This is a genomic window from Mesorhizobium sp., from assembly GCF_005063415.1.
Taxonomy (GTDB): domain Bacteria; phylum Pseudomonadota; class Alphaproteobacteria; order Rhizobiales; family Rhizobiaceae; genus Mesorhizobium.
Genome location: NZ_SUEG01000014.1, coordinates 18010 through 42661 on the forward strand (window position 1 = coordinate 18010; position 24652 = coordinate 42661).

The 24652-nt window shown below is 62.1% G+C and carries 26 protein-coding genes and 1 pseudogene; 10 read left to right on the plus strand and 17 right to left on the minus strand.

From position 1 onward, the window contains the following. The coding region (locus E5W70_RS06415) for an endonuclease/exonuclease/phosphatase family protein (RefSeq protein ID WP_366509673.1) at nt 1-590 on the minus strand (590 nt) is incomplete at its 3' end. A gap of 133 nt (nt 591-723) precedes the next feature. On the opposite strand from E5W70_RS06415, the gene E5W70_RS06420 reads away from it, so the two are divergent. Then, entirely contained in the window at nt 724-1626 is a 903-nt protein-coding gene (locus E5W70_RS06420) for an alpha/beta hydrolase (protein ID WP_292655425.1), read from the plus strand. 63 nt (nt 1627-1689) lie between these two features. Continuing rightward, nucleotides 1690-2100, plus strand: a complete 411-nt coding sequence (locus E5W70_RS06425; protein ID WP_292655427.1) for a DUF427 domain-containing protein — start codon at nt 1690-1692, stop codon at nt 2098-2100. Between the two features lie 31 nt (nt 2101-2131). Here E5W70_RS06425 and E5W70_RS06430 read toward each other — a convergent pair whose 3' ends face one another. From E5W70_RS06430 to E5W70_RS06445, 4 genes are all read right to left on the minus strand, one after another. Further along, nucleotides 2132-2548 (minus strand): HD domain-containing protein, encoded by a 417-nt coding sequence (locus tag E5W70_RS06430; RefSeq protein ID WP_023677074.1) that lies wholly within the window; start codon nt 2546-2548, stop codon nt 2132-2134. A 106-nt stretch (nt 2549-2654) separates the two neighbouring features. Beyond that, nucleotides 2655-3026, minus strand: a complete 372-nt coding sequence (locus tag E5W70_RS06435; RefSeq protein WP_292655431.1) for an avidin/streptavidin family protein — start codon at nt 3024-3026, stop codon at nt 2655-2657. A gap of 75 nt (nt 3027-3101) precedes the next feature. Continuing rightward, complete coding sequence (locus E5W70_RS06440; RefSeq protein WP_292655434.1) at nt 3102-4502, minus strand: PAS domain S-box protein; 1401 nt, start codon at nt 4500-4502, stop codon at nt 3102-3104. A gap of 94 nt (nt 4503-4596) precedes the next feature. Beyond that, nucleotides 4597-5430: a Ku protein gene (locus E5W70_RS06445; RefSeq protein WP_292655437.1), complete on the minus strand. Its 834-nt coding sequence runs from the start codon at nt 5428-5430 to the stop codon at nt 4597-4599. 125 nt (nt 5431-5555) lie between these two features. Between E5W70_RS06445 and E5W70_RS06450 the strand changes: the two genes are divergently transcribed. After that, nucleotides 5556-6020, plus strand: a complete 465-nt coding sequence (locus tag E5W70_RS06450) for an NUDIX domain-containing protein (protein WP_292655438.1) — start codon at nt 5556-5558, stop codon at nt 6018-6020. 54 nt (nt 6021-6074) lie between these two features. On the opposite strand, the gene E5W70_RS06455 is transcribed toward E5W70_RS06450, so the two are convergent. After that, nucleotides 6075-6677 carry an alpha-ketoglutarate-dependent dioxygenase AlkB gene (locus E5W70_RS06455; RefSeq protein WP_292655439.1) on the minus strand — a complete coding sequence of 201 codons (603 nt, stop codon included), beginning with the start codon at nt 6675-6677 and terminating at the stop codon, nt 6075-6077. Between the two features lie 128 nt (nt 6678-6805). Between E5W70_RS06455 and E5W70_RS06460 the strand changes: the two genes are divergently transcribed. Then, nucleotides 6806-7021: a KTSC domain-containing protein gene (locus E5W70_RS06460; protein WP_292655442.1), complete on the plus strand. Its 216-nt coding sequence runs from the start codon at nt 6806-6808 to the stop codon at nt 7019-7021. Nucleotides 7022-7100: 79 nt separating this feature from the next. Then, nucleotides 7101-7388, plus strand: a pseudogene (locus tag E5W70_RS06465) (ATP-binding protein); the annotation flags it as partial. A 23-nt stretch (nt 7389-7411) separates the two neighbouring features. Here the strand turns inward: E5W70_RS06465 and E5W70_RS06470 are convergent. Beyond that, complete coding sequence (locus tag E5W70_RS06470) at nt 7412-8593, minus strand: acetate/propionate family kinase (protein WP_292655444.1); 1182 nt, start codon at nt 8591-8593, stop codon at nt 7412-7414. Then, complete coding sequence (locus E5W70_RS06475) at nt 8593-11004, minus strand: phosphoketolase (protein ID WP_292655446.1); 2412 nt, start codon at nt 11002-11004, stop codon at nt 8593-8595. The genes E5W70_RS06470 and E5W70_RS06475 overlap by 1 nt, the downstream gene beginning before the upstream one ends. Before the next feature lie 276 nt (nt 11005-11280). Here E5W70_RS06475 and E5W70_RS06480 point away from each other — a divergent pair, with 276 nt between their 5' ends. Next, on the plus strand, nt 11281-13281 hold the full coding sequence (locus E5W70_RS06480; protein ID WP_292655448.1) for a protein-L-isoaspartate(D-aspartate) O-methyltransferase: 2001 nt from the start codon (nt 11281-11283) through the stop codon (nt 13279-13281). Nucleotides 13282-13325: 44 nt separating this feature from the next. After that, on the plus strand, nt 13326-13571 hold the full coding sequence (locus tag E5W70_RS06485; protein ID WP_292655450.1) for a hypothetical protein: 246 nt from the start codon (nt 13326-13328) through the stop codon (nt 13569-13571). A gap of 119 nt (nt 13572-13690) precedes the next feature. Here the strand turns inward: E5W70_RS06485 and E5W70_RS06490 are convergent, their stop codons facing one another. The 4 genes from E5W70_RS06490 to E5W70_RS06505 all read right to left on the minus strand — a co-directional run bounded on the left by E5W70_RS06490 (nt 13691) and on the right by E5W70_RS06505 (nt 19110). Further along, entirely contained in the window at nt 13691-14182 is a 492-nt protein-coding gene (locus E5W70_RS06490) for a DUF1772 domain-containing protein (protein WP_292655453.1), read from the minus strand. A gap of 98 nt (nt 14183-14280) precedes the next feature. Beyond that, on the minus strand, nt 14281-15819 hold the full coding sequence (locus tag E5W70_RS06495) for a SpoVR family protein (RefSeq protein ID WP_292655456.1): 1539 nt from the start codon (nt 15817-15819) through the stop codon (nt 14281-14283). Beyond that, nucleotides 15819-17141 carry a YeaH/YhbH family protein gene (locus E5W70_RS06500; protein ID WP_292655459.1) on the minus strand — a complete coding sequence of 441 codons (1323 nt, stop codon included), beginning with the start codon at nt 17139-17141 and terminating at the stop codon, nt 15819-15821. Before E5W70_RS06500 ends, E5W70_RS06495 begins: the two co-directional genes overlap by 1 nt. 19 nt (nt 17142-17160) lie before the next feature. Further along, entirely contained in the window at nt 17161-19110 is a 1950-nt protein-coding gene (locus E5W70_RS06505) for a PrkA family serine protein kinase (RefSeq protein ID WP_292655462.1), read from the minus strand. Nucleotides 19111-19379: 269 nt separating this feature from the next. Here E5W70_RS06505 and E5W70_RS06510 point away from each other — a divergent pair, with 269 nt between their 5' ends. Then, nucleotides 19380-19541 carry a hypothetical protein gene (locus E5W70_RS06510; RefSeq protein ID WP_292655465.1) on the plus strand — a complete coding sequence of 54 codons (162 nt, stop codon included), beginning with the start codon at nt 19380-19382 and terminating at the stop codon, nt 19539-19541. A gap of 16 nt (nt 19542-19557) precedes the next feature. On the opposite strand, the gene E5W70_RS06515 is transcribed toward E5W70_RS06510, so the two are convergent. Continuing rightward, a complete protein-coding gene (locus E5W70_RS06515; RefSeq protein ID WP_292655467.1) occupies nt 19558-20625 on the minus strand; it encodes an ornithine cyclodeaminase in 1068 nt (355 codons plus the stop codon). 3 nt (nt 20626-20628) lie between these two features. Then, nucleotides 20629-21549 carry an arginase gene (gene rocF, locus E5W70_RS06520; protein ID WP_292655469.1) on the minus strand — a complete coding sequence of 307 codons (921 nt, stop codon included), beginning with the start codon at nt 21547-21549 and terminating at the stop codon, nt 20629-20631. A gap of 128 nt (nt 21550-21677) precedes the next feature. Between rocF and E5W70_RS06525 the strand changes: the two genes are divergently transcribed. Beyond that, on the plus strand, nt 21678-22115 hold the full coding sequence (locus E5W70_RS06525) for an Lrp/AsnC family transcriptional regulator (RefSeq protein WP_292655471.1): 438 nt from the start codon (nt 21678-21680) through the stop codon (nt 22113-22115). 204 nt (nt 22116-22319) lie between these two features. Continuing rightward, the gene (locus tag E5W70_RS06530) at nt 22320-22643 is read left to right on the plus strand and encodes a hypothetical protein (RefSeq protein WP_292655473.1); all 324 of its coding nucleotides are present in this window, start codon (nt 22320-22322) and stop codon (nt 22641-22643) included. Nucleotides 22644-22678: 35 nt separating this feature from the next. On the opposite strand, the gene E5W70_RS06535 is transcribed toward E5W70_RS06530, so the two are convergent. The 3 genes from E5W70_RS06535 to E5W70_RS06545 form a co-directional block, all read right to left on the minus strand. Continuing rightward, complete coding sequence (locus E5W70_RS06535) at nt 22679-22900, minus strand: hypothetical protein (RefSeq protein WP_254815792.1); 222 nt, start codon at nt 22898-22900, stop codon at nt 22679-22681. Nucleotides 22901-22935: 35 nt separating this feature from the next. Next, nucleotides 22936-23307, minus strand: coding sequence for an STAS/SEC14 domain-containing protein (locus E5W70_RS06540; protein WP_292655478.1), 372 nt, complete (start codon nt 23305-23307; stop codon nt 22936-22938). 101 nt (nt 23308-23408) lie between these two features. Continuing rightward, nucleotides 23409-24602, minus strand: coding sequence for a DUF3182 family protein (locus tag E5W70_RS06545; protein ID WP_292655481.1), 1194 nt, complete (start codon nt 24600-24602; stop codon nt 23409-23411). Nucleotides 24603-24652 lie beyond the last annotated feature (50 nt).

The following is a 24652-nucleotide window of genomic DNA, read 5'->3' on the forward strand; positions in this document are numbered from 1 at the left end:
CGCCGCAGCAAGCCAAAATGTGCGGCTATGATCCTGAGGGAGACGCCCTTCAGTTCCAGGTCCACGATGACCGCACCGCGCGGCTCGAGGCCGGGCAGCCGGATCTGGTTCACGCTTTCGACCACGCCGCGGCGTGCCAGGATCAGATTTCCATGCCAGCCATGGCTGCGGCGGTTTTCCGGGATATGTGTGGGGACGAGGTCGCTGTCCCGCTCGAGCGCCGCGAGATCCAGCAATCCCTGCCTGCTTCCGGTTCTTTCGTCGGCCTCCTGCAAAGCAATGATATCGGCGTCGAGTTCCCTAACCACGGCTGCGACCCGCTCCGGATCGAACCTGCCGTCGGTGCCGACGCATTTATGCACATTGTAGGATGCGACCGTGGTGCACGAAATTTCATTGCCGGGTACCGTAAACCGCGGCACTTCCCTTCTTAGCGCAGCGCCAAGCGACCTTGGAAGGGTAGGCGATCGATCCAGCATGTGATCCATTTGCTGTTGAGTCGGCGAGTGGCGGCCATTGCGATTATGGCGCGTGCGGAGGTCTGAAACAACGACGACCTTGCAAAACCGTTCCCGTCGGTCTTCTTCCATCGGGAACAGCGGTGAGGTTCCATTGGCAGTCTGCCTCTCTCATGGAACAATCGCAGCCGCGCGAGGTTCAGCAAACTTGCGCCGAAGACGATCTGACGCCATTCGGCGTGATCGAAACGGGATGGCCGGATCCATGGAAACACCCGCCTTCTGCACCACGCCCTTACTGCGCATCGCGTACATCGCCGGTGGCCCTGAGGCCGGCGCGCCCGTTCTGCTTCTCCACGGCTGGCCGGACGACGCAACCACCTTCACGCGCATTGCGCCTGTCCTGCACCGTGCCGGCTTCCGCACCTTTGCGCCGTGGCTGCGTGGGTTCGGCAACACCGCCTTCCTGTCGGACGACACCATGCGATCCGGTGAAATTGCCGCCATGGCCCAGGATGCGATCGATTTCGCCGACGCACTTGGCCTCGGACATTTTGCGGTCGTCGGCCACGATTGGGGCGCTCGTATCGCTTACCTGCTCGCCTCGGTATTTCCCGAAAGGATACGGTGCTGCTCGGCATTGTCGCTTGGCTGGCAGCCGGGCGAACTCGCGACGCCGCCGCTGGGCCAGGTCAGGGCATTCTGGTACCAATGGTTCATGGCAACGGATCGCGGCGCCGAGATCGTTCGCCAGCAAGGCAAGGCGTTCGCGCATTTCCAATGGGAAAGCTGGAGCCCGCCCGGCTGGTTCGAGGAAGAGCTTTTTGACAGCGTTGCCGCTTCCTTCGAAAATCCCGATTGGGCCGACGTGACATTGCACTCCTACAGGGTTCGCTGGGGTGAAGCCGATCCCGATCCGCGCTACACCGATCTTGCCCGGCGCCAGATTTCCGCCAAGTCTATTCCCGCGCCTACTCTGACGATCCACGGCGATGCCGACCGCGTTGTCCTGCCGCAATCGTCCGAAGGCAAGGAACGGCACTTCACGGCCCATTACGAGCGCCAGCTTCTGGCTGGCATCGGCCACTTTCCGACGCGCGAAGCACCCGAGCGCGTTGCCGATCACCTTGCCGGGTTCCTCGACAGGTTCGGAAGAGGAGAGGCGTAGAGCTGGAACTCTGACGGGCAACAGCACGTTTCGGGAGGGCAGCGCAGTCAACGGAGAAGTCGAATGCAGTCCTTAGCCGCAAATTCCGCCCCCCGCCCAGGCCCGCTCAGCATTGTCCCGTTCGATGGAACCGTAACCGTTCGGTTCTCCGACGCCATCATTGCGTCGAGCGAGCGGGCAAAGCTGCTCTACGAAGACGGTCATGATCCTGTCTTCTACATACCCTTCGAGGACATCTATTTCGACCTTCTGGAGAAGACGAACACAACGAGCCACAGCCCGCTGAAAGGCACGGCAAGCTATTGGCGTGTTCATGCGGTCGGTTCGTCGGCAGAAGACTTCATGTGGGCCTACGAGACGCCCGACACCCCGGCATTGGCGATCGCCCGCCACGGCGCGTTCGATCCCGGCCGGGCGCGGATCGAGGCCGATCCCGCGGAGGACAAGCGGCATACGCCGCACGTCACCGAGTAAACTCATATCGGCGACAGGCGCTAGCTTTCCGTCAGCTCGCGAATTCTTCTCTGAGAATGCGCAGGCCGTCTTCGTATTTCGCTGTCGAGGCCCCGATCTGCCGTGCCTGCCACAGATTGTCGGCGAGATCGGCGCGCTTGACCGGCAATGCCAGCGGGTTGGCCGCGGCCCTGCGAACGAAAGCGGCATCGTCCTCGTTCGGCAGCCGCGTCATGGCATCGACGGCAGACACGATGGACGGCCCGAATCCGGCCGCCTCAAGCCGGTCGCGGTTCCAGCCGTCGCCTTTTTCGATGACGTCGTGAAGATAGGCGATGGCTTTCTGGTCGAGCGTTTCGACGGCATCGACGACCCGGCGGCAATGTTCGATATAAGGCCGCCCTGTCTTGTCCGTCTGCCCGGCATGGGCCTGTTCGGCGATTTTCGCTGCGCGATAAAGCACGCTCATTGGTTCGGTCCCGTAACGAACAGCGCATGTCCTGATGCACCAACGCGCCATCGTCAGCGCCAGTTCCGATGCACTGCCTCACTCGCGAGCTGAATGCCCGCGACAGTCAGGAGACGCGTTCAAAACTGTCGAGGCTGGTTCCAAAAGCGCGCCAGGCGGGGAGTTGCCTGGCTCGGGCCGGGGCACCTTCCTTTTCAGCCGACAAAGCGGCATCCGCAACGGTGTGCCACAGCATCTCCAGCTTCCCATCCCTGAGGATGCCGGTATAGCTCACCGCCGCGGCTCCGACCCGCCCTTCGGCCGCGCAGGTGAATCCGATCACGTCTCCATGGCAGGCACCGAACAGCGGCACCGTCATGCCGAAGAAGGCGCTGTCCTCCAGTGCCGTCCTGAAGGTTCCGCTGATCCGTCCGCCCTCTTCGCTGGTCAGTTCGACCACCGACCCGTACTGATTCCGCCAAGTGCCCAGCCAACTCATAGCTGCTCCTCCTGATTGTCTCCAAAGGGATTGCGTTGCCACACGGCCGCCAAGCCGCGGCCGAGATAGCGGCCTTCAATCAGCCGAAATGCCAGCCATCGACATCTGAACGAAGCGCAGCGGCGCTTCCAGCGTCCAGGTGATGCCATGCCTCTCAAATTCCAGGCGGCCGGTGCCGCTGAGCGCCTGCGGGGTGACGCGTTTGAGCACGACCGTTCCGAAACCGCGTCGCGTGTTTTCATCGACCAATGGTCCGTCCAGTTCCCGCCAGACAAGGCGGAAGCCATCGCTGCCATCGGCGGCTGGCGTCACGGTCCATTCGACCTCGACCCGTCCGTCAAGGCGCGACAGCGCTCCGTGCTTTACCGAATTGGTGGCCAGCTCGTGAAAGGCAATGCCGAGATATTGCACCGCGTTCGGCTGCAGCATGATCATCGGCCCGCTCATCGACAGCCTGGCCTGTGTCGCGAAGGCCTTGGTCTGGGCATGGATTAATTCGCCGATAGTCGCGCCACGCCATTCGGCATCGACTAGCAGATCGTGTGATTCCGAAAGTGCCATGATGCGTTCCCGGACCTGGGAAAGGAAAGCCTCTGGCGTACCCGCCAGCTTGCTGGTCTCGCGGATCATCGAGACGATCACCGAATATTGGTTTTTGACGCGATGATTGACTTCGCGCATGAGGGTGCGGATGCGCCGTTCACTCTCCTTGTGCGGGCTGATGTCGCGCGCGATCTTGGAGGCCCCGACGATACGCCCGATGCCGTCGCGTATCGGCGAAATGGTGAGCGAAACCGGGACCAGGGTGCCGTCCTTGCGCTGCCGGATAGTCTCGTAGGAAGGAATCCGTTCGCCGGCGCGAATGCGGCTGATGATCATGGCTTCCTCATCCAGGTGGTCGGGCGGGATGAGGATCGTCACCGGGCGGCCGATCGCCTCGGCGGGCGTGTAGCCGAACAGGCGTTGTGCCGCGTCGTTCCAGCTGGTGATAATGCCGTTCAGGTCTTTCGACACGATCGCGTCCATCGAGGATTCGACGATGGCAGCGAGCCTTATGCCGGCGTCGTCAGCCAGCGCCTGGGTGCGCAGGTCGAGCAGGGTGTTGATGGCGCCGACGACCTCACCGCGCACATTGCGAAGCAGGACCGGGTGCGCGCTGAACGGGATGAACTGACCGTCCGGCCGCTCGGCGATCGCCCGGCCCCCACGAACGTCCCGCTCCTCCAGCAAGGCAACGGCCATCGGACATTCATCGTGCGCCATCGGTCGCCCATCAAGGTGGCGAAGCTTCCATGATCCGCACCAGCGGTCCTGGCCAACCATCGGACGATGTCCCCAGAGATCGGCAGCGGCTTCGTTGAAGAAGGTGATGTAGCCTTGTTTGTCGGTGGTGTAGACGGCGACAGGCAACGCCTGCATCAGATCGGCGGAGGAAACTTGCGGGATCCCGCCAGTCCTTAGTTCAACGACGTCCACCAGTCCCCCGCTCCGCTTAGCTTTGCCGACGGATTGCTACGTCATCTAAATGCGCGCGAGTGTTTTCGGTTCCGTTCGATCTGCTTTCGGACATTCAGGCCGATTTGCGTTTCGCCGTCGCCCTCGGACTTTTGTTCGGAGCCTTGCCGCCCTCCTGCGCCAGGCTCTTGCGCAGAACATCGGCGAGATTGACGACGTTCGTCCTCGGCTCGGGTGCCGGCTTGGGCGGTTTCTTGCCCTTGCGCTTGGCTTCGATCATCGCAACCAGCGCCTGTTCATAAGTGTCTTCGAACTTCGACGGGTCGAATTTGGCCGGCTTCTTGCCGATCAGCAATTGCGCGATTTCCAGCATCTCGGGATCGACCTTGCGAGCCTTCAGCCCTTCGAACACCGCGTCCGCCGCGACCACTTCATTGTGGTTGCGTAGTTCAGTCATCACCATGCCCTTGCCCAGCGGCTGGATCAGCACCTCTCGGCCACGCTGGTACAGCACGACGCAGGAGCGGGCTGCCACTTTCTTCCTGGCCATGGCGTCCCGGATCACCGCGAAAGCCTCCGTGGAGGGCACATCGGCCGGGACCAGATAATAGGGCTTTTCGAGGTAGCGTGCATCGATTTCGGCGGTGGGCACAAACTCGCCGATCTCGAGCGTATGCTGCGATACCATCTTAAGTTTCTTAATTTCGTCCGGCTCTATGCGGATGAATTCGCCCTTCGCCACCTCATAGCCCTTTACCTGCTCGGCAGCCTCCACCGCGTCGCCGGTCTCCTCGTCGACATAAGCGCTCTTGACCGGGAGACCGTCCTTGCGGTTCAGGATCCTGAAATGCACTTTCTCGGCCTCGCTGACGGCGCCGATGATCTTGACGCCACAGGAAACCGATCCGACTTTCATAAAGCCCTTCCAGGCAGCTCGCGGCGTCGCCATGTCAATCACTCATTTGCCGAACGGACGGAACGGCTGCGAGCGGAAATCGTTCCGCCGTGGCAGGCTGCTCCATAGGCCGGCCCGGACGAGAACGTTCGTTTCATTTTCGTCAGGGGAATAGCGGAATGGCCAAACGCAGCGCGGGGTTGCTCATTTATCGCCAAAGCAGAGGTTCACTTCAGGTGTTGCTGGTGCATCCGGGCGGACCATTCTGGGCGAAGAAGGACGACGGCGCATGGTCGATCCCGAAGGGTCTGGTCGACGAGAACGAGGACGAGCTGGCGGCGGCAAAACGCGAGGCCGAAGAGGAACTCGGCGTCGCCATCGATGGAGTTTTCGAACACCTTGGCAGCTACCGGCAGCCGGGCGGCAAGCTCGTCGTCGCATGGTGCGTCGAAGCGGACTTCGACAGCAACGCCATAAGCAGTAACACCTTCGTCATGGAATGGCCGCCAAGGTCCGGCTCGATGAAGGAATTTGCCGAAGTCGACAGAGCGGGCTGGTTCTCCCTGCCTGAAGCCAACCTCAAGATCCTGAAAGGCCAGCGCGCCATGTTGGCGGACTTTGCCGGTCGGCATGGCGACGGATGAACTTGTTTCAGCCTGGTCCTTAGGGCATCGCTTGGGCTTCCCCACCGCCCTGCTTTAAGCGCGTTGCGGTCGCAGCGTGCGCAAGGTGATCGAATAGCGGTGCTCGGCGACCGGCGGAATGCTGTGCTCCCATTCGTTGCGCGCAGCGCCCGTCATCAGATAGGCCGATCTTGGCTCGACGGTGACCGTCTTGCGATCCCATCGCGTGCCGTTTTTCCGGCGCAGGCGAAAGCTGCAGGCGGCCAGCAGCGAAACGCCGGCGACCGCTTCGAAATGAGGCTTGTCGCGGTGCCAGCCGATACCGGCGCCCGGCAGGTACTCGTTGATCAGCACCTGCACGAAGGTTTCGGCCGGCAGGCGGGCAAAGGCTGCAACCTTTCCCCTGAGCGGCAGCAGAAAGCCGGGTATCGGCGGTGCCTCGACGACTTCGAGCCGATCGTAGTCGTAACGCAGCCCGAAGCCGACCACCCGACGGTTTGCCAGATGGCCGTGAAAGTCGAAGGCCTGAAAAGGCAGGGTTGCGAGCTGGCTTGCCAACGCTGCTTCTTCGTCCGGCGTGATCAGTTCAGGCTGGTAGTGAAATCCTTCCGGCAGGTCGTCGGTGGCGGCAAAGAGATCGCCCTGGCGGGCTGCAGCCGATGTCTTGAGCGGTGGCATCAACCGTATTTGGTGAAGCCGGCCCGTAGCGGCAAGGCTGCTTCGGCAGGAAGGAACCTCGCTCTCCGTGCAGGGTTATTCACACGATTGCCTGGATTGGAGCACTGCCGAGCATTGGACCTGTCGAGATGCCTTCAACTGCGATCAGAAGCATCGATTACCAGCCGGTGACGAGGGTACTCTCCGTATGGTTCGTCCCGAGCGGAAACCGCTATGACTACGAGGACGTGCCGCCGCAGGTCCACGCGGCATTCCGCAAAGCCTCGTCGAAGGGCCGGTTCTTCAACACGCATATTCGCGACCGGTATAAATACCATCTGGTCGAGCAGAGCCATTCGAGCTGAGCCTTCAGGCGCTTCCCACCCATCATCTCGGCTCTCCGCCATGCGTGGCCGCGCCGGGACTTCGCAGTTGGCGAGTGACCTCAATGAGCTTTTGACGAACGTGCTGAAGCACGCCTTTCTGGGTCGCGAAGGCGGCACGATCACGCTGCGCAGCGTCGTCGATGGCGACGGTTTTCGCATCGTAGTCGGCGATGATGGCATCGGCCTGCCCGAAGGCGAGACCTGGCCGAGACCCGGCAAGCTCGGAGCGCTGATCGCTCAATCGCTGACCGAAAATGCCAAAGCGCGGTTCGAGGTGGATTCGACCCCTGGCAACGGAACGCGGGTGACCATTGTGTTCAACAGATCGGCCGCGCTCGCGACGTAGCCGGTCGAGCAAGGCCATCCGCATCAGCCGGGCTCCTCCATTACCTTGCGCGTGTGGCGGGCGATGACACCTTCTTCGTCGGTTGCGACGACGCGGACTTCGACCTTGCTGTCCGCCTGGCTTATGAGCGCTTCATGGGATTTGTTGGCGGCTTCGTCGATCGCCACGCCGAGCCAGCCAAGCCTCTCACAAATCGCTTTTCGGGCCGGGGCAGAGTGCTCGCCGATGCCGCCGGTGAACACCAGGCATTCCAGCCCGCCCAGCGTGTTGGCGAGGGCGGCAACTTCCCTGGCGGCGCGGAAGGCGAAAAGCTCCACCGCTTCGCGAGCCCGGCGGTCGTCGCTGGCCTCCAGCGTGCGCATGTCGCCGGAAATGCCGGACACGCCGAGCAGGCCGGATTCCTCGTAGAGCATGTCTTGCAGCGCCTCTCCCGAAACGCCTCTTTCCAACAACAGGTACAAAAGCACGCCCGGATCGATGGCGCCGCAGCGTGTGCCCATGACCAGGCCGTCAAGCGCTGAAAAGCCCATCGTCGTATCGACGCTTCGCCCGTCGCGCATGGCGCACAGGCTCGCCCCGTTGCCGAGATGCGCGACGATGGTTCTTTTCGCCGCCAGATCGGGCGATATCTGCTTGAGCCGGCCGGCGACATATTCGTAGGAAAGCCCGTGAAAGCCGTAGCGGTGGATGCCGTCTGCCTCATAGCGGCGCGGCAGCGCGAAACGGCTGACCAGAGGCTCGATGGTCCGATGAAAGGCCGTGTCGAAACATCCGACCTGCGGCAGGTCCGGCCGCAGCGCAGCAAGCGCCCGGATTGGTGCGAGACTGCGCGGCTGGTGCAGTGGCGCAAGCGGGGTCAGCCTGTCGAGAGCCTCGATAACTGTCGGCATCAGGCGGACAGGTTCGACGAACTCGCGTCCGCCATGGACGATGCGATGGCCGGCGGCGATCAGTTTCCTTCCGCCAAGTTCCTTCTCGATCCATTGCAGCATCTGGCCGATGCCCATGTCGCGTGATGCGTCTGCGGCAAGTGGCCGATCGCACTGCAGCTCCCCATCGGCGGCTTTCGCGGTCAGCCTTGGCGCATCGCCCAGATCCAGTGAACCGCGCGAGGCAAGATCCAGCTCGGCGGACGCTGCAAGATCGTAAAGTCGGAACTTGATGCTCGACGAGCCGGCATTCAACGCAAGGATCGATCGTCGCATCAATCGCCGGCCTTCGTCGCGCCGTCCTGCGGCCAGGACCATTTCTGGATCTCGGGCATGTCCTCGCCATGTTCGCGGACATAGGCCGTGTGCTCAGCCAATTTCCCATGCAGCGCCGCGGCAATATCCTTCGCCCGCTCGGCCAGCCCCGGCACGCGGGCGATCGCGGCGAGCGCCAGATGATAGCGGTCGAGCTGGTTGAGCACCACCATATCGAACGGCGTCGTCGTCGTGCCTTCCTCGCGAAAGCCATGCACATGCATGTTGTCGTGGTTGGCGCGCCGGTAGGTCAGACGGTGAATAAGATAGGGGTAGCCGTGATAGGCGAAGATGACCGGCTTGGCCTTGGTGAACAGTGCGTCGAATCTGTCGTCGGCAAAGCCATGCGGATGCTCGGAATTCGACTGCAAAATCATCAGGTCGACGACATTGACGACGCGGATCTGCAGGTCCGGAATGCCCGAGCGCAGGATGTCGGCTGCGGCAAGCGTCTCCAGTGTCGGCACGTCGCCGGCGCAAGCCAGGACCACATCCGGATCTTCGCCCTTGGCAACCGTCCCGGCCCATTCCCAGATGCCCGCGCCGACCCTGCAGAGCGCTTCCGCGTCTTCGGCGGACAGCCATTGCGGCGCCGGCTGCTTGCCGGCGACGATGACGTTGATGCGGTTGTAGGTTTTCAGGCAATGGTCGGTGATCCACAGCAGCGTGTTGGCATCCGGCGGGAAATAGAGCCTTACCGTGTCGGCCTTCTTGTTGGCGACGAAATCGGCAAAGCCCGGATCCTGATGGCTGAAGCCGTTGTGATCCTGCCGCCAGACATGCGAGGTCAGCAGGTAGTTGAGCGAGGCGATCGGCTTGCGCCAGGCAAGTTCGCCGGAGGTCTTCAGCCATTTGGCGTGCTGGTTGACCATGGAATCGACAATGTGGACGAACGCCTCGTAGCACGAGAACAGGCCGTGGCGGCCGGTCAGCAGATAGCCCTCCAGCCAGCCTTGGCAAAGGTGCTCGCTGAGCACTTCCATGACGCGGCCGTCGCGGGAAAGATGGACGTCGTAGGGCTCGATCCGCTCCATCCAGACCCGGTCCGTAACCTCGAACACGTCGTCGAGGCGGTTGGAGGACGTCTCGTCCGGTCCCATCAGCCGGAAATTCCTGGCATCGGCGTTCAAGCGGATCACATCGCGAAGATAGCTTCCGACGGTCCGCGTCGCCTCTCCGACGGTACCGCCCGGACGCGGTACGTCGAGCGCCAGGCCTTTCCAATCCGGAAGCACGAGGTCTTGTTTCAGCAGGCCGCCATTGGCGTAGGGGATTGCGCCCATGCGTCTTGACCCCGTAGGCGCCAGCGCCGCGAGTGCCGCCAGGAGATGCCCGCCTTTATCGAACAGTTTTTCCGGCTCGTAACTGCGCATCCAGTCTTCGAGGATCTGTCGGTGCACCGCGTCGCCGCGTGCGTTCGACACCGGTACCTGGTGCGAACGCCAGAAATCCTCGACCTTCTTGCCGTCGACCTCTTTCGGCCCGGTCCAGCCCTTGGGGCTGCGCAGCACGATCATCGGCCACAGCGGCCGCTCTCCCTTCCAGCCCGCGGCTCGTGCAGGCTCCTGGATGGAGTGGATCCGGTCGAGCACGGTATCGAGCGTGCGGGCCATCTCCCGATGCATCGGGGCAGGCTCATGGCCTTCGACGAAGAAGGTTTCGTAGCCATAGCCGAGGAACAGGCTGCGCAACGCCTCGTCTTCCATGCGGCCGAGGATCGTCGGGCTGGCGATCTTGTAGCCATTGAGATGCAGGATCGGCAGGACGGCACCGTCGGATGCCGGGTTCAGGAACTTGTTGGAATGCCAGGCCGCGGCGAGCGGGCCGGTCTCGGCTTCGCCGTCGCCGACGACGCAGGCAACGACAAGGTTCGGATTGTCGAAGGCGGCGCCGAAGGCATGAACCAGCGCATAGCCGAGTTCTCCGCCTTCGTGGATCGAGCCGGGCGTCTCCGGAGCCGCGTGGCTCGGCACTCCGCCGGGAAACGAGAACTGCCGGAACAGCTTTCGCAGGCCGTCTTCGTCCCCGCCGACCTCGGGATAGATCTCGCTGTAGGTGCCCTCGAGCCAGGTGTTGGCGACCATTGCCGGGCCGCCGTGACCCGGCCCGCAGATGAACAGAACATCGAGACCACGTTCACGGATGATCCGGTTCAGATGCACATAGATGAAATTGAGGCCGGGCGTCGTGCCCCAATGGCCGAGCAGCCGCGGCTTGATGTGCTCGGGCCGCAAAGGCTCGCGCAAGAGCGGATTGTCGAGCAGATAGATCTGGCCAACCGAGATGTAGTTCGCGGCGCGCCAGTAGCGGTCCATCAGATCGATCTGGTCAAGGCCGGTTGTCTGCGCAGTGGTGCGGGCCTCGTCGTTCATGGAAATGCCTCCGGAATACCCTGGTCCGTCGGTATCTGGAGTGGCGTCGCCTCGGAGAAAGGATTTGCCTCGAAATAAGTTTGGGCGGGCGCTGCCCCTCGCCAGCAAAAGCCGGTCGGTCACTTGGGAACCTCGAGGCTCGCCAACGGTTAGAGAGACGTACGGAATCCAGGAATTCACGGGACCGCAATTCCAGGGACGTACGGGACATGAACCTAGTTGCCCTTGAGGACGCTTGGTTCATTGGGGCGGAGGGGTCTGCAAAAGGAGCAAAAAATGCTCGATCTCTCCGATGCCCGTGATCGTATGGTGGACGTCCACCTAAGCCGCCGTGGCATTCGCGACCGCAATGTCCTGCAGGCGATGCGGGAGGTTCCGCGCGAGGCTTTCGTCGATCCGGGCTTCGAAGAGTTCGCTTATGAGGATGGGCCGCTGCCGATCGCCGAAGGTCAGACGATATCGCAGCCCTTTATCGTTGCGTTCATGATCGAAATGGCGGAGATCGGAGCTGGGGACCATGTTCTCGAGGTCGGCACCGGCTCCGGCTATGCGGCTGCCGTAATGAGCCGCGTCGTCGAACGCGTCTACACGATCGAGCGCCACGCCGCGTTGGCTGAAACGGCAAGGCAACGGTTCAAAAAGCTTGGCTACGACAATATCGAAGTCCGCACTGGCGACGGCACCAAGGGCTGGCCCGAAGCGGCGCCCTTCGATGCGATCCTGGTTGCCGCCGCTGGACCCGGCGCACCGCTCGCTCTGCAAGAACAGCTCGACGTCGCCGGCCGGCTTATCATCCCGGTCGGCGACGAATTCGACGCGCAGCGCCTGCTCAAGGTCACCCGGACCGGCGCAGCAACTTACACCGAGGAGGATTTCGGCGGCGTGCGGTTTGTTCCGCTGATCGGCGAGCAAGGCTGGGGCGAGCCAGGCAGCGACAGCCAAATAGCGGCCGATCTTCCGCACCGGCATCAGCGCAGGAGCAGCCTGCCGCAGATGATAGCGGCAGCAGCCGAACCGCTTCCGGATTTCGACGATCCGGCCTTCGGTGCGCTGTTCGACCGGTTTGCCGACCGCCGCGTCGTCTTGCTCGGCGAAGCCAGTCACGGTACGTCGGAGTTCTACCGTGCGCGCGCCGCGATCACTCGCAGGCTGATCGAGAAGCATGGCTTCACCATCGTCGCGGTCGAGGCCGACTGGCCCGATGCCGCGGCGATCGACCGTTACGTCCGCCATCGGCAGCCGCGGCCGGGCGCCGCGCCGCCGTTCCAGCGCTTTCCCACCTGGATGTGGCGCAACACAGACGTCGCGGCGTTCGTCGACTGGATGCGAGAGCATAATGAGCGGATCAGGATATCCTCCCGGCGGGTCGGGTTCTATGGCCTCGACATCTACAATATGGGCGGATCGATCGCGGCGGTCCTGCAATATCTCGACCGGGTCGATCCGCAGGCGGCAAGGATCGCACGCGAACGCTACGGCTGCCTGACCCCGTGGCAGAACGACCCGGCCACCTATGGCCGTGTCGCACTCACCTCCGGCTACCAGAAATGCGAGAAGGCCGTGCTCGAGCAATGCCGGGAACTGCTTTCCAGAGAGCTCGACTATGCGCAGCAGGACGGTATCGATTTCCTCGACGCCACCCAGAACGCCCGCCTGGTCGCCTCCGCCGAGCGCTATTACCGCACCATGTATTACGGCGGCGCGCAATCCTGGAACCTGCGCGACACCCACATGTTCGAAACGCTGGAGCACCTGCTGCAGGCCCGCGGCCCGAATGCCAAGGCGGTGGTGTGGGCACATAATTCCCATATCGGCGATGCCCGCTACACCGAGATGGGGATCGTCAGGGACGAAGTGAACATCGGCCAACTCTGCCGCCAGCGTCTTGGCGACGAGGTTGCCTTGATTGGGCTCAGTACGCATTCCGGGACGGTGGCCGCCGCCACCGACTGGGACGGCGACATGGAAGTGAAACCGGTTCGGCCTTCCCACAACGACAGCTATGAGCGGCTTTGCCATGACAGCCGCGTCTCGCCTTTCCTGCTCGATTTCGAGCGCGACGACACGCTGCGCCAACGGCTTCTGGAGCGCCGGCTGGAACGCTTTATCGGCGTCATCTACCGGCCCGAGACCGAGCTCCACAGCCACTATGCGGACGCCTCGCTCGCCCGCCAATTCGATGCTTTCGTCTGGTTCGATGAAACCAGTGCCGTGACGCCGCTTGGGCCGGAACATGCGGGGACAGGCCTTCCCGAGACCTATCCTTTCGGGCTCTAGCAGATTGGACCTGGGAAGCGGAAATAGAAAGAAGGAGGTCACCGATGGCCGGAAGAAAGACTCATGAGCAGCAGTTGCGCATCATCGAAGAGCGCGAGAACACGAAAAACGCCGGCAAGGATTTCGACGCCGAAGCGGATTTGAAAAAGACCAGGCAAGAGCGCGAGGCGTTCCGGCGCGGTGCCGAGCTCAGATCGGACCCGAAGGACATTGCCGATCCCGACGACCGCAACATCATCCGCGGCGAGCACCAGGAAAGCGCCCACAACAAGCATCGCGCCAACCGCTGAACGGCCGGATCGCTTGACGTCAAGACAATACGGCGCCGGGTCCGTTCCCTGATCTGACGGATGCAGCGTTCGTAGCCCGCAAATTGGCAAACGAGGACGCCGTCTTGATCTCCTCGGCGCTATTCGGCAAAAAATGTCGCGGCGACAGCAATTGAGACGAGGCTCAGCATCGCCAGGCCTGCCCTGGCGATATGCGAAGCCTCCCAGACGTTGCGCAAATCTCTCCAGTCGCCGGTCTGCTTTCGAGAGAACATAGAAAAAAACGTCGCGGCTGATTTCGGCATGGCAGTGTCTTGCACCCAGAAATTATTGACGGGATGCGTGACCAACCAATAGGTCGCATGCTGCGCCAGCAAGAAGACAAGCGCCGCCAAGGTCCACCAGAATCGGGCGCTTGGATAGGGCGTCAGGTAAAGCAGGACGGCGAGTGCAATGATGCCGCCGATCTCGGCGAACCCGCCGATCGTGAAGCCGGGATAGTAGATCGCCTGCACTGATCTGTAGGTGGCCTCCTTGAGGCGCAACTTGCCGGGCAATTCCAGTGCGTGCGCGAGCGAGAGCGCCATCGAGACGGCGACCAGAAGAAGGGTGGCGATCATCAATGCGCGCATGTTCCTGCTCCCGACCATGCCAATGTGCGCGCGTAGATAGGGCCATTGGTGATCCGGTAAAGGCTATGACACCCGACGTCGCCGGCAAGCCGGTCGGGTCATTCCCCGATTTGGCTGGTAGACCGTTCGTGGAGCGTGGCGCCGGTCTGCGCGTCGACCGCGACCATGCTGACCTCGTAGCCCCAGAGCTTGCGGATGTGGCGCAGCGTGGCGTCGCGGCTGCCGCCTTCCAGCACGATGCCGTCCTTGACCTTGTGCTGCAGGCGCAGATGCCGGTCGCCGAGCAGGTCCACATCCACCACCTGGATGTCGGGCCGGCTGGCGCCGATGTCGTAGCTGTGGGCGAGTGCTGCGCGGACGCTCTGGTAGCCGCGCTCATTGTGTATCGAGGCGACTTCGTAATGGGGGTCGTTGGCAGCATCGGCAAGCACGAAGAACCGCCATTTCCGTATCAGGGTAGGGCTCAGATATTGGCGGATGAAGGACTCGTCTCGATGGTTGGCCCAGGCGTCAAGCAAGGTCTGGCGCCAGTCGCCGTTGCCGGCGATATCGGGGAACCAGTCGCGGTCCTCGGCCGTCGGCGCGGTCGAGATGCGCTGGATGTCCTGCATCATGTCGAGACCCAGCGCGTAAGGGTTGATACCGGAAAAGCGCGGATCGTCGAACCCTGGCTGGAAGATCACGTTCGAATGGTTGCGCAGGATTTCCAGCATGGCACCTTCGCCGATCAGGCCGCGATCGAACAAAAGGTTCATCAGCGTGTAATGCACGAAGGTGGCGCAGCCCTCGTTCATCACCTGCGTTTGCCGCTGGGGATAGAAATACTGCGCGATCACGCGGACGATCCGGATGACCTCACGCTGCCACGGTTCCAGGATCAGGCTGTTCTTCTCCAGGAAATAAAGCAGGTTCTCCTCGGGCAGCTTGAGCGATTTCTTGCGCTCCGCCATGGTGTCCGTCTCGCGGACCTTGGTGCCGTCCTTGGACGGCGGCAGCGTGCGCCACAGATCGTTGTAGGAACGCTCCTCGTATTCCAGGCGCTCGCGAAGGCCCTCGCGCTGCTTTTCCGACGACAGCTTCGGCGGCCGGTGATATCTGAACACGCCCTGTTCCATCAGCGCATGTGCGGCATCGAGGATCTCTTCCACCGCATCGACACCATGCCGCTCCTCGCAGCGGGCAATATAGCCCTTGGCGAAGTCGAGATAGCTGAGGATGGCGCCGGCGTCCGTCCACTGCCGGAAAAGATAATTGTTCTTGAAGAAATGGTTATGCCCGAGTGCTGCGTGCGCCGTCACCAGGGCCTGGAGGGCCATGGTGTTTTCTTCCATCAGATAGACGATGCAGGGATTGGAATTGATGACGAGTTCATAGGCGAGCCCTCGCCCGCCTTTGCGATAAAGCAATTCCTGGTAGAGGTAGTGCTTGCCGAAGGACCAGTGCCGGTACATCAGCGGCATGCCGACCGAGGAATAGGCGTCGAGCATCTGTTCGGACGAGATGATCTCCATCTGCACCGGATAGACATCGAGGTGGAGCTCTTCGGTGGCGATCGCCTCGATGGTCTCGTAGGCGCGCGACAGCGTCCTGAAATCCCAGTCGGAACCGGAAAACAGCAGCCCGGATATGCTCGCCATCAGCCCCCTCTTTCACCGCTCTTTTGATAGCCCGGCTGTCTGGCGAAGAGCCGGCGGAAAACCGGATAGATGTCGGCCGGGGTCGCGATGCGGCTCATCTGGAAGTTCGACCATCTCAGCTTGACCGCACTGTAGGCACGCCACAGCGACGTGCCGTTGTCGGTAGCGCCGAAGATGTGGCTCTCGCGTTCGTCGAGGATCTCGACATAGGCGAAATACTGGCAGAGCCGCATGATCTGTTCGTCGAGCAGGGCGATGCAGCGCTCGGAATCGGTGACGAAATTGTCGCCGTCCGAAGCCTGGGCGACATAGATGTTCCATTCGCGGCTGGGATAGCGTTGCTCGACGATGCGGTGCATCTCCTCGAGCGCCGTGGAAACTACCGTGCCGCCGCTCTGGGTGTTGTAGAAGAAGGTTTCCTCGTCCACCTCCTGCGCCTCATGCGTGTGGCGGATGAAGACGACCTCGGTCCGGTCATAGCGCCGTTTCAGGAACAGGTGCAGCAGCACGAAGAAGCGCTTGGCCAGATCCTTCTCGCGTTCGCCCATCGAACCGGACACGTCCATCAGGCAGAACATCACTGCATTGGCGTTCGGCACCGGCTGGGCGTCGAAGCGGTTGAAGCGAATATCGACCGGATCGACAAAGGCGATCCGCTTGCGGCGGCGCTCCAGCCGCTCAAGCTCTTCCTGCAGCGCCACGATGCGCTGGCGCATCTCGGCGTTTTGGGGCTTCGCCTCCAGCGACGCAATCTCCTGCGCGACCGCGTCGAGTTCCTCCTGCTTGGGGCGCCTGAGCGCTATGCGGCGGCCGTGGCTGTTGCGCATCGTGCGCCCGACATTGATGTTGGTCGGCGAGCCGGTCGCGGCGAAGCCGGCCCGGCGCGGCTTGAAGGCGAGGATCTCCTTCAGGTTGAGCTTGACCATATCAGGCAGTTCGAGGTCTTCGAAAAAGAGGTCGAGCACCTCTTCGCGCGACAGCACGAAACGGAAATCGTCTTCCGATTCGGTTCTCCCCGGGGCGGACCCCATGCCGCCGCCCTGGCCGGGCTTGGGCAGCCGGTCGCCTGGGGCGAAATGCTTGTTGCCGGGCAGGACGTGCCGGCGGCTGCCGCTGTTCCTGGCATCGTTGAAGCTCGGCTCGCCGGTGCCCCGCGCCGGCATCGAAACGGCATGCTCGGCGTCCACGTCGGCGATCTTTCCGGTGCGGATCTGATCGCGGATGGTGCGCTTCAACTCTTCGCGAGCCCGCCGCAGGAAACGCTGCCGATTGCCGAGGCTTTTGTCCTTCGGGTTCAGTCGGCGATCTATGAAGATCGGCATATGTTACCCCGGGCTGGCTTCAACCCGCCTTGTTCACCCGCATGTACCAGTCCACCAGCCGGCGGACCTGGCGTTCGGTGTAACCGCGCTGGATCATCCGCTGCACGAATTCGGTATGCCGCTTCTCCGTCACGCTGTCCTGCTTGGAGCCGAAGCTGATCACCGGCAGCAGATCCTCGACCTGCCCGAACATCCGCTTCTCGATGACTTCGCGCAGCTTTTCATAGCTTGTCCATGAGGGGTTGCGGCCATGGTTTCTGGCCCGCGCGCGCAGCGTGAACTTCACCACTTCGTTGCGGAAGTCCTTGGGATTAGCGATGCCGGCCGGCTTTTCGACCTGCGACAGTTCGTTGTCCAAAACCTCGCGATTGAGGATCTGGCCGGTATCGGTATCCTTGTAGTCCTGATCCTCGATCCAGGCATCGGCATAGGCGATGTAGCGGTCGAACAGGTTCTGGCCGTATTCGCTGTAGGATTCCAGATAGGCCTTCTGGATCTCGTGGCCGATGAACTCGGCATAACGGGTGGCCAACTCCGATTTGATGAAATCGAGATAGTCCGCCTCTGTTTCCTTCGGGAACTGCTCGCGCTTGATCGCCTCTTCCAGGATGTACATCAGATGCACCGGATCGGCGGCGACCTCTTCGGTGTCGTAGTTGAAGGTCTGCGACAGGATCTTGAAGGCGAAGCGGGTGCTGACGCCGGTCATGCCTTCGTCGACACCGGCCGCGTTTCGGTACTCCTGGACCGACTTCGCCTTGGGATCGGTTTCCTTGAGGTTCTCGCCGTCATAGACGCGCATCTTGGTGTAGAGCGGCGAATTGTCGTGTTCGGCCAGGCGGGTCGAAACGGTGAACCGGCTGAGGATATCGAGCACTTCCGGAGCGCAGGGGCTGTTAGCCAGTTCGCTTTCGCGCAACAGCTTCTCGTAGATCTGCCGCTCTTCGGTGACGCGCAGGCAATACGGCACCTTGACCACCAGAATGCGGTCGAGGAACGCCTCGTTGTTCTTGTTGTTCTTGAACTGCAGCCATTCCGATTCGTTGGAATGGGCAACGATGATGCCCTGATAGGGGAAAGCGCCGAAATTCTCGGTGCCGTTGTAGCTGCCTTCCTGGGTCGCGGTCAGCAGCGGATGCAGCACCTTGATCGGGGCCTTGAACATCTCGACGAATTCGAGCAGTCCTTGCGTGGTCCGGTTCAGCCCGCCGCTATAGGAGTAGGCGTCCGGATCGGACTGGCTGAAGTTCTCCAGCTGCCTGATGTCGACCTTGCCGACCAGGGCCGACACGTCCTGGTTGTTCTCGTCGCCCGGCTCGGTCTTGGCGATGCCGATCTGGCGCAGCCTGGACGGGATCAGCTTGACGACGCTGAATTTGGAGATGTCGCCGGACAATTCGTCGAGGCGCTTGGCCGCCCAGGGCGAGATCAGGCCGTTCAGCCGCCGCCGGGCGATGCCATATTTGTCCTCCAAAAGGTCGCCCATGCGGTCGGGATCGAACAGCCCGAGCGGGGATTCGAAGACCGGGCTGACCTGGCCGCCGACCTTCAGCGTATAGATCGGACGCTGCTCCATCAGCCTTTTCAGCTGCTCCGCAAGCGAGGACTTGCCGCCGCCGACCGGGCCGAGGAGATAGAGGATCTGCTTGCGTTCCTCGAGCCCTTGCGAGGCATAGCGGAAATAACCGGCGATACGCTCGATCGTATCCTCCATGCCGTAAAAGTCGGCGAAGGTTGGATAGATCTTGATCGTCCGGTTCGAAAAAATACGGCCGAGCCGCTCGTCCTTGCTGGTATCGACAAAGGTCGGCTCGCCGATCGCCTCGACCATCCGCTCGGGTGCCGAGGCGTACATCGACTTGTCCTCGCGGCAGGCAAGCAGATATTGCTGGAGGCTTATCTCCTCCTGCGCCGCATTCTTGTAGACCTCGGAAAACAGATCGAAGACGTCGGATTGATTCTCACGCATGGTATTCCTAGCCCCGGAGCCGGTGTGGCTGCACGTTTGTCTCTTGAACAACCAAATGTTGGAAAGCCCTTGTGGTTCCCTTCACTTTGCAGAGAGTGCATGTGACCGAATGATAAGAGTTAGATAAGCGCGTCCTGAGTGCAGACAAGGCGTGGACCGTCCTGCTCGAGGCACAAAATCCTGAATCGCACCACGTCCTGCGGGCGACATCCAACAAGACGGAGGAACGGTTCGGGTCCTTTCCGGTTGTGAGGGAAAGGAGACGGTCGATGTCTGGGAATAGTTTGTGGTTGCTCGTTGTTGCAGGCGGTCCACTGCTTCTGGCAATTCTGATCGCCTACGCCCTGCTCACGCAGCGCCGTCGCGGCCCGGCGGAGCGCAGGGAAAGCGAGCGTGCGACCGAGCGCCTGTATCAGGAAAAGAAGGACTGACCGACGGGATCGCCGCTCAGCTGCCGGCAACCGCCAGCCCGGTCGCTTTTTCGGCGCGCAGCAGCATGCCAAACAGGTCGCGCGGCTCATCGGGATCGGCCAGAAGGTCTAGTTCCTCGTAAAGGCCGGTCCGCTGCAGCTGATCGCGGACGTAGCGCAGCGCGGAAAAATCCTCGATCGCAAAGCCGACGGAGTCAAACAATGTGATCTGTCGGGCGTCCGTGCGGCCTGCTGCCTTTCCTGTCATCACCTGCCACAATTCGGTGATCGGATGGTCCGCATCGAGCTGCTGGCTCTCGCCTTCGATGCGCGTTTGTGGCGGATATTCGACGAAAATGTCCGAGCGCAGCAGTATGTCGCGATGCAGCTCGGTCTTGCCCGGGCAGTCGCCTCCCACCGCGTTGATGTGCACGCCGGATCCGACCATATTGTCGGTCAGGATTGTTGCCGACCGCTTGTCGGCGGTAACCGTGGTGATGATCTCTGCACCTTCAACGGCTTCCTGCGCCGACGCGCAGAGCTTGATGTCGAAACCCATGCCGGCAAGGTTCTTCATGCATTTCGTCGAGGCCGCCGGGTCGATATCGTAGAGCCGCAGCCTGTCAACGCCAAGCAGCGCCTTGAACGCAATCGCCTGGAATTCCGATTGCGCGCCATTGCCGATGATCGCCATGCACCTGGCGGCCTCGGGAGCGAGGTATTTCGCCGCGACGGCCGAGCTTGCGGCGGTTCTGAGCGCGGTCAGGATGGTCATTTCCGAAAGCAGCATCGGATAGCCGTTGCCGACATCGGCAAGCACGCCGAAAGCGGTCACGGTCTGGCGGCCGTCACGCGTATTCTTCGGATGCCCGTTGACGTATTTGAAGCCGTAAAGCTGCCCGTCGCTAGTCGGCATCAGCTCGATGACGCCGTCAACGCTGTGCGAGGCGACGCGCGGCGTCTTGTCGAACAGCTCCCAGCGCCTGAAATCCTCTTCGATATAGGCGGCAAGCTCGACCAGGAAGCGCTCGATGCCGATGGCAAGCACCAGCTTCATCATGCGGTCGACGCTGACGAACGGGACAATGTTCAAATTCACCGTCATGGCTCAGAACCCCCTCGTCGGGCGATCCATGATCCGCCGGCCCATCAGGCTCGCGGTCAGGTCGACCAAAAGCGTGGCGGTGCGGCCGCGTTCGTCGAGAAAAGGGTTGAGCTCGACCAGGTCGAGACTGGTGACGAGGCCGCTGTCATGCAGCATTTCCATTGCCAGATGCGCCTCGCGGAAGGTGGCGCCGCCGGGAACGGTGGTGCCGACCGCCGGGGCGATCGACGGGTCGAGAAAATCGACGTCGAGGCTGACGTGCAGCATGCCGTTGGCGGCGCTCACCCGTTCGAGAAAGGCGCGAAGCAGTTGCGCAATGCCGTGCTCGTCGATCGAACGCATGTCATGGACCGTCACGCCGGCTCTGCGCAACGCTTCCCTTTCCGCCAGGTCCACGCTGCGGATACCCAGCGCGCATATGCGAGCCGGGTCCACCTGCGCTGCAAGGCGGGGGAAATAGCCCTCGAATCCGGGCTGCCCGCTGGCATAGGCCAGCGGCACACCATGCAAATTGCCGCTGGTCGTCGTGTCAAGCGTATGAAAATCGGGGTGGGCGTCGAGCCACAGCACGAAGAGCGGCCGGCCGGCATTCGCCGCCCGGCGGGCAATGCCGGCGAGCGTGCCGGCCGAAATGCTGTGGTCGCCGCCGAGAAAGATTGGCATCGCGTCGGCGCTCGCGGCGTAGGCCGTTTCGCTGATTGCTGCCGTCCAGGCGGCAATTTCCGGCAGCGCCTTCACCGCCGCGTTGCCATGTACGACAGGACGCATATCGGCAGGAACGATGGTTCCGAGGTCGGTCAGCGTGTGGCCGAGTTCGGTCAGCGCACCGGCCAGGCCGGCCGTGCGCAGCGCACTCGGCCCCATCTCGCAGCCCATGCGGCCCGAACCCGCCTGGATCGGCGCCCCAATGATCGTGCAATGCATGCTCATGCCCCACCAAATTACGATACCTTATTGAAGCCGGCATTGCTGGCAGAATGAACATGTCAAATTGGCAAATTTGTCAAAGTGTCTTACCATACTGGCATCATCTACTTCCGTTGTGAGCAATCATGGACCAGCTCGACGAGCAGATCATCACCTCTTTGCGGCACGACGCCCGGCGCAGCATTTCCGATCTTGCCATCAGCCTGGGTGTCTCCCGGGCAACGGTAAGGTCCCGGATCGAGCGACTTGAAAGGGACGGCGTCATCGTCGGCTACACCGTCATTCTGCGCGCCGATGCGGTCGATCAGCGCGTGCGTGGCATCATGATGATCGAGATCGAAGGCCACGCCGCCGATCGCGTCATCCGGGCGCTGGGCGGCTTCTCCGAGGTCTCGACCATCCACACCACCAATGGCCGCTGGGATCTGGTGATAGAACTCGGAACGCAGACCCTGAGCGAGTTCGACGCGGTGCTGAGACGTATCCGCCTGATCCCCGGAATTACCGGCAGTGAAACAAGCCTGCTCCTGGCAACGCCGCGCACCACCAAGGCGCGGCTGTGATCTTCGCCCTTGACCTGTAGCGGTAACGAAATCCGAAGCCACGGAACCTTCAATTGCCGCCGCGGTTAGAGCAATTCCAGGAAAAGTGTGGAACGGTTTTCCGTTCGGAATTGCGTCAAAACAAAGAGATTGAGCGGTTCAGCGTTTCCGCGAAACGACGAACCGTTCCAGGCCCGGACAGGCCTTCTTCGAGGGAGAACAAGCATGGCTCACGCCCAGCAGGAACTCGTCGAATTCGTTATCAGCAAAGCCTTCAATCCGGTCATGCGGGCCAAACCCGACGGAAAATCCGATGCTGAGCGCAAGACGCTCGAACATGTCCAGCAGGCCACGAAGACCGAGATCGAACGCTATCGCCGTTACGGCTCGGCCGAGGAGGTCGCGACCAATTTCAAGCGCGACCTGAATTCCGACGCTGCCAAAAAGTTGCACGCCCAGCTGCGGCGACTGCATCTGCCGACGATCGAGGACATTCGTGACGACTTCGAGGACAAGGCCCGCAAGCTCGGGGTCAAGACCTCGTCGTAGATCCGCGACCGGTCGCCTCGGTGACGTCCCTCAGGTCACAATCCGTCCTTGGTCGGAGGCCACCCTGACCGAGCTGTCTCGGGGATGTTGTCGGACGTCAGCTCGCCGCGATTGAGCTTTTCAATCGCTTCATCGGCTTCGCTTTCGTCGAGACCGGAAAGCGGCAACCCATCAACCACGACGGCTTCGTCGCTCTCGCTGTCATAGACTTCCCAGAGGCCTTCCGGATCCTGTCGTTTGTCGTAAACGGTTGGCATGGCCATTTCCGTAACCACTCCTGCAGACAAGATAGCTATTGCACGCCCGCCACCCATTTCAGGGCCTTGGCTTTTTCGTCCTCCGGGAACACCCGCGCCTCGATTTGCGGAAACAGCGCGTCCGTCATTTCCGTGGCGGCCTTGATCCACTGCTTGTCGGAAATCGCCGCGGCACGTTTGAAGCGGTGGAGCTCGCCAAGTTTGCTCAGCCCATACTGCAGGTCGCGCCGCAAGGCGCCAGCCGTCATGTCCTCGAAATCGGTAAGATCGGTCAGGACGCCGATGTCCTTATGATCGCTCAGTTTCGCTTCGATTGCCGGGATGACTTTGTCGTAGTCGTCCGCCGTCACGGTGCCGGCGACACGAAAGGCGGCTACGCTCCGGGGGGCGGAAATAATCTCGATCATTTTTTTCCTCCGGTCTCTGACTTGCTGCCCTGCCCGAGACAAACTCGGGCCATTCGCGGATGTTCCCGGCCGGGGGCGTGTTTCGCCCCGACCTGACATGGCTAAGATGACGATCGCCCGGCTTCCCCGATCGGCCCTCGGATCGCCTGGGTGACGACGGTATAACGCGTGATCTGACCCTCCTCGGGGTCCTCCCCGTGGAAATGGATTTCTGCGTTCAGCGGCAGCGGCGCAGTGCTGCCGAACTGCTTGACGGCGGAGACATGCATGATCTGCATGTAGGGGTCGCGATTCATGGCGTCCATTGCTGCCAGCTCGGCGCTGCTGCTGCCACCGATCCGCCAACTGGCTTCCAGCACACCCGATCGCCAGATGCCCAAGGAATCGACACCTTGGCCGATGTCGTAGTTGCGTCGCGAGGCGAAGAATCCGGGATAACCATCCATCGCTGCGTCATAGGTTCTCGCCTGCGCCACGGCCAAACCCAGCGCCGGAGATAGCCGCAGCTCATCCAGCGCCTCCCATCCGCCGCGCACGACAACCAGATCGGATCCGCCGTAAACGGGCTGTCCGTCGTTGTCGGTCGTCGTCCGCTGGGTGCCGTAATAGCTGACCGACAATTCGTCGATCGTGGTTCTGCCAACGCTCAGCGTAACGATGTCGCGAAGCTGCGTTTCGAGAACAAGGCCGTATTCGCTTAGGTCAGAGGATGGATATTGGTCCAGCAGCCTTTCGAGATCGCCGACCGTCGCGGCGGTGTGCTGGTCGCGGCCCCGCGAAGCGCGGGGTGGCTTGAACCGGACCAGCCCGAGCTCCAGCAGACGTTGCGCTGCGCGCAGCGCGTCATGGCGTGAAAATGCAGTGTAGCCGGGCAGTACGGCCGCGGCGACGGCGCTGCCGAAGCCGGCGGGCCATTCTTTTGGCCGTGCCGCCGACCCGTCCACCAGCTCGTGGGTTATGGCCTTGGTGGTTGCGAGGCGCCAGGGCACCACGCCGCCGAAGAGGTCGTCGGGCCCGTTGATGCCCAGTTGGGCCGCATCGGCAGCAAGCAGGCTGTCGTCCGGCACGAAATACAGCCCGCCGCTGTCACCGCCGCCATCGCGCAGGCCCTGGCGGAAGGAAAATCCCTTCAACGCTGCGATCGTGCGCGCGACGGCAGCGACGGTTTCCCATTCGTGCGCGTAGATGGCTTCGCCGCCCGGCGCGGAGAATGCGACCACAACACCTTTCGTCCCGCTTGGTTGCTTACCGCTTAGCCCGGTCATGTCGCGCCCTTCGTCCATTGCCGAGCCCATCGCCGTTTCCGCGGCGATGCGTCCGAACCGAAAAACCCGCTTCCTCGGCG

Coding starts and splice junctions, on each gene's coding strand:
- E5W70_RS06435 (WP_292655431.1), bottom strand. CDS start 3,026: ATGAGTTGGCTGGGCACTTGGCGGAATCAGTACGGGTCGGTGGTCGAA.
- E5W70_RS06455 (WP_292655439.1), bottom strand. CDS start 6,677: ATGCCACCGCTCAAGACATCGGCTGCAGCCCGCCAGGGCGATCTCTTT.
- E5W70_RS06445 (WP_292655437.1), bottom strand. CDS start 5,430: ATGGCGACGCCGCGAGCTGCCTGGAAGGGCTTTATGAAAGTCGGATCG.
- E5W70_RS06480 (WP_292655448.1), top strand. CDS start 11,281: ATGCTCGATCTCTCCGATGCCCGTGATCGTATGGTGGACGTCCACCTA.
- E5W70_RS06515 (WP_292655467.1), bottom strand. CDS start 20,625: ATGACGGTGAATTTGAACATTGTCCCGTTCGTCAGCGTCGACCGCATG.
- E5W70_RS06505 (WP_292655462.1), bottom strand. CDS start 19,110: ATGCGTGAGAATCAATCCGACGTCTTCGATCTGTTTTCCGAGGTCTAC.
- rocF (WP_292655469.1), bottom strand. CDS start 21,549: ATGCATTGCACGATCATTGGGGCGCCGATCCAGGCGGGTTCGGGCCGC.
- E5W70_RS06495 (WP_292655456.1), bottom strand. CDS start 15,819: ATGGCGAGCATATCCGGGCTGCTGTTTTCCGGTTCCGACTGGGATTTC.
- E5W70_RS06535 (WP_254815792.1), bottom strand. CDS start 22,900: ATGCCAACCGTTTACGACAAACGACAGGATCCGGAAGGCCTCTGGGAA.
- E5W70_RS06450 (WP_292655438.1), top strand. CDS start 5,556: ATGGCCAAACGCAGCGCGGGGTTGCTCATTTATCGCCAAAGCAGAGGT.
- E5W70_RS06430 (WP_023677074.1), bottom strand. CDS start 2,548: ATGAGCGTGCTTTATCGCGCAGCGAAAATCGCCGAACAGGCCCATGCC.
- E5W70_RS06475 (WP_292655446.1), bottom strand. CDS start 11,004: ATGAACGACGAGGCCCGCACCACTGCGCAGACAACCGGCCTTGACCAG.
- E5W70_RS06490 (WP_292655453.1), bottom strand. CDS start 14,182: ATGCGCGCATTGATGATCGCCACCCTTCTTCTGGTCGCCGTCTCGATG.
- E5W70_RS06485 (WP_292655450.1), top strand. CDS start 13,326: ATGGCCGGAAGAAAGACTCATGAGCAGCAGTTGCGCATCATCGAAGAG.
- E5W70_RS06470 (WP_292655444.1), bottom strand. CDS start 8,593: ATGCGACGATCGATCCTTGCGTTGAATGCCGGCTCGTCGAGCATCAAG.
- E5W70_RS06545 (WP_292655481.1), bottom strand. CDS start 24,602: ATGGGCTCGGCAATGGACGAAGGGCGCGACATGACCGGGCTAAGCGGT.
- E5W70_RS06420 (WP_292655425.1), top strand. CDS start 724: ATGGAAACACCCGCCTTCTGCACCACGCCCTTACTGCGCATCGCGTAC.
- E5W70_RS06530 (WP_292655473.1), top strand. CDS start 22,320: ATGGCTCACGCCCAGCAGGAACTCGTCGAATTCGTTATCAGCAAAGCC.
- E5W70_RS06500 (WP_292655459.1), bottom strand. CDS start 17,141: ATGCCGATCTTCATAGATCGCCGACTGAACCCGAAGGACAAAAGCCTC.
- E5W70_RS06540 (WP_292655478.1), bottom strand. CDS start 23,307: ATGATCGAGATTATTTCCGCCCCCCGGAGCGTAGCCGCCTTTCGTGTC.
- E5W70_RS06510 (WP_292655465.1), top strand. CDS start 19,380: ATGTCTGGGAATAGTTTGTGGTTGCTCGTTGTTGCAGGCGGTCCACTG.
- E5W70_RS06425 (WP_292655427.1), top strand. CDS start 1,690: ATGCAGTCCTTAGCCGCAAATTCCGCCCCCCGCCCAGGCCCGCTCAGC.
- E5W70_RS06460 (WP_292655442.1), top strand. CDS start 6,806: ATGCCTTCAACTGCGATCAGAAGCATCGATTACCAGCCGGTGACGAGG.
- E5W70_RS06525 (WP_292655471.1), top strand. CDS start 21,678: ATGGACCAGCTCGACGAGCAGATCATCACCTCTTTGCGGCACGACGCC.